This window comes from Marinomonas profundimaris (assembly GCF_000508165.1).
Taxonomy (GTDB): Bacteria; Pseudomonadota; Gammaproteobacteria; order Pseudomonadales; family Marinomonadaceae; genus Marinomonas; species Marinomonas profundimaris.
Genome location: NZ_AYOZ01000035.1, coordinates 1 through 2,815 on the forward strand (window position 1 = coordinate 1; position 2,815 = coordinate 2,815).

Here is a 2,815-nt window from a genome sequence, read left to right on the forward strand (position 1 = left end):
GTCGAACGGCAAATGCAGCAACTTGGTTCCGAACTATTGGGGTCAGATGAAAATTTAATCCATCTGACTCGGTTTCCTACCGCGCTTTCTTGGCGTCACTCGCCTACCCGTTAGCTTCTCAACCTCCTCTTTAAAACGTTGGCAATTGATTGGGGTCAGATGAAAATTAAGCTCTCTGGCTAGGCTTCAACAACAATCGGGGTCAGATGAAAATTTAATCTGTCTGACTCGACTTTCGACCTCGCTGCATAGGCGTCACTCACCTACCCGTTAGTTTCTCGATCTCCTCTTTTTTAAAGCAATCGTTTCACAGCACCATATCTGAATGCGTAGCGGATCGAATCCGTCCGAGCTCTTCTTCTGGGATGTGGCATTTGAATAAAGCTTGATAACGCTTCGCTCGCGTTTCCTGCTGAAAGCTAAGCTTCACTGGCAAAACTATAAATCTTCTATTTTCATCTGCCCAATTTCACCAATTTTATAAAAAGACTTGCCCTTTTCTGATAATGTGCTTTAGATAACATAAGCTGTGCTAATAATGAAAAAATAGGGCAAATTATGTTGATAACATCAAACTCTTCCACCAATAACATTGACGTTATCCAGCGTAACAACGTCAAAATTTCTGGACAAGGAAACCAAGCGATTGTTCTGGCCCACGGTTTCGGGTGCGATCAATCCATGTGGAGTTATCTACTCCCTCACCTAGAATCCAACTATACGGTGGTCTGCTTCGACTATGTGGGCAGCGGCCAATCTCAATTAAGTCTTTACGACCCTGAACGCTACGCTAAGCTCGAAGGCTATGCCCTTGACGTAATCGAATTGCTTGAGGGTTTGTCGATGTCCTCTGTCATCTTCGTGGGCCATTCGGTTAGCAGTATGATCGGCTTATTGGCATCGTTAAAACGCCCAGAATTGTTCGCATCGTTAATTATGGTTTGCCCTTCACCCTGCTTTTTGAATATTGGCGAAGAATACCAAGGGGGATTCGAACGCGAGGATTTAGAAGAGCTGATCAACCTAATGGATAAAAATTACATTGGGTGGGCTAATTATCTGGCTCCACTTGTCATGGGCACAGGTCACAGCGAAGAATTAACAACACATCTTACTAACAGCTTTTGCTCAACGGATCCCACATATTCTAAGCCATTCGCTAAGGCAACCTTCTTTTCCGACTACCGCCACTTGCTTAGCGAATCAAAGCACCCTTGTTTAATTTTGCAGAGTGAAAACGACTCCCTAGCATCCTTAGACATCGGGCAGTATGTTCACCAACATTTACCTCACTCGTCGCTGGAAGTAATCCACGCAACCGGACACTGCTTACACATGACGCATCCAGAAACTGTCTCAGTCTATATCGAACGCTTTATTACTCAGCAGGTCAAGAAGTGAAGCCACCGTCTTTTCCCTGTGGATTGTTAATCAGTGATTTGAGAACGAGAAAAATCGAGTACGCTAATGACTTCTTTGCGGAACGCTTTGGTTTCGCCCCTTTAGAATTATCGGGGAACGACGTGGCAAATTTATTCACTAAAGCTAGTGAAATCCTATTTGAAAGCTACCTTTACCCCTCTTTAATCAAAGAGGGGTTTCTTGATGAAACGCAGGCAGTTATCCTGACGGCAAACAAAACACGAACGTCAGTCACGCTTAACACTCGCCTCTCTCATGACGATAAAGTCTATTGGTCTCTGTTCATATCAGAGAAACGGGATAAGTTGTATCAAGAGCTGATCACCACGCGGGACGAATTAGAACAACAAACCAAAAATCTAACCAAACTCTCTAGCGTAGACGATCTCACCGGTCTGCTGAATCGGCGTGAAGCTACGCGTCGAATACACGATTTAATGGGCGAAGCGAGTTATCTGCACCCACTGACCATATTGTTGATCGACATTGATCACTTTAAGAAAGTCAACGACACCTATGGACATCAAACAGGCGATCTAATATTAAAGCAGGTTGCTCAACGTCTTGAGGCAAACTTTCCGGAGAATCACGTTATTTGTCGATGGGGTGGTGAAGAGTTTCTCATCGCTTTAGCAAATACCGATATGCAAACCGTCATCATGTTTGACAAAACATTCCACCAAGACCTGCATCGCGTGACGCTAAATGACTATCATCTCAAGGTCAGCATCGGTGTCGCAGAATATACAGGGCAGCATTTAGAAATCACCTTAGAACGGCTCATTCATCAAGCCGATATCGCCTTATACGAAGCAAAAAACAGCGGTCGCAACAAAACCTGCTTCTTCAGACAGTTAGGGATAGATGAAAATCACGCCTTCTAATCCTGTTATCTTACGCGCTTTCTTGGCGTCACTCGCCTACCCGTTAACAATTAGGGTCAGAAGAAAATTAATCGCATCGGAATCCATCAACTTCGTTTTTTGTAGTCGAACAATTGGGGTCCGAACAATTGGGGTCAGATGAAAATTACAACAGTTGGGGTCAGATGAAAATTACAACAATTGGGGTCAGATAAAAATTAACCCATAAAACGAAAAAGCCATGCTAAGCATGGCCTTCTACTTCGTATGTCTTCGGTGGGCTGCCTAAGCAGGGATATCCGAAGCTTTCACTGGCTATGCTAGTGAAAATAAGTATATTTTTCAATAGAACTAAATCATCACTAGCTAGTTAAGTGCGATTCAATTTTGTCTTTCATCAACTCTACTTCTTGTATGATGCCATCGACAAATTTGTCTACGGACTCAAACAATTGGGGTCAGATGAAAGTTTAATCCATCTGACTTGGTTTTCTACCGCGTTTTCTTGGCGTCACTCGCCTACCCGTTAA

General features: G+C 43.6%; 3 protein-coding genes. 2 read left to right on the forward strand and 1 reads right to left on the reverse strand.

Features of this window, described 5'->3' with window-relative positions:
* Positions 1–307: 307 nt before the first annotated feature.
* Positions 308–436: a hypothetical protein gene (locus D104_RS37635; RefSeq protein ID WP_268743901.1), complete on the reverse strand. Its 129-nt coding sequence runs from the start codon at positions 434–436 to the stop codon at positions 308–310.
* Positions 437–558: 122 nt separating this feature from the next.
* Here D104_RS37635 and D104_RS32155 point away from each other — a divergent pair, with 122 nt between their 5' ends.
* Positions 559–1,401: an alpha/beta fold hydrolase gene (locus D104_RS32155; RefSeq protein ID WP_024024773.1), complete on the forward strand. Its 843-nt coding sequence runs from the start codon at positions 559–561 to the stop codon at positions 1,399–1,401.
* The gene (locus D104_RS32160; protein WP_024024774.1) at positions 1,398–2,306 is read left to right on the forward strand and encodes a GGDEF domain-containing protein; all 909 of its coding nucleotides are present in this window, start codon (positions 1,398–1,400) and stop codon (positions 2,304–2,306) included. The genes D104_RS32155 and D104_RS32160 overlap by 4 nt, the downstream gene beginning before the upstream one ends.
* Positions 2,307–2,815: the final 509 nt, after the last annotated feature.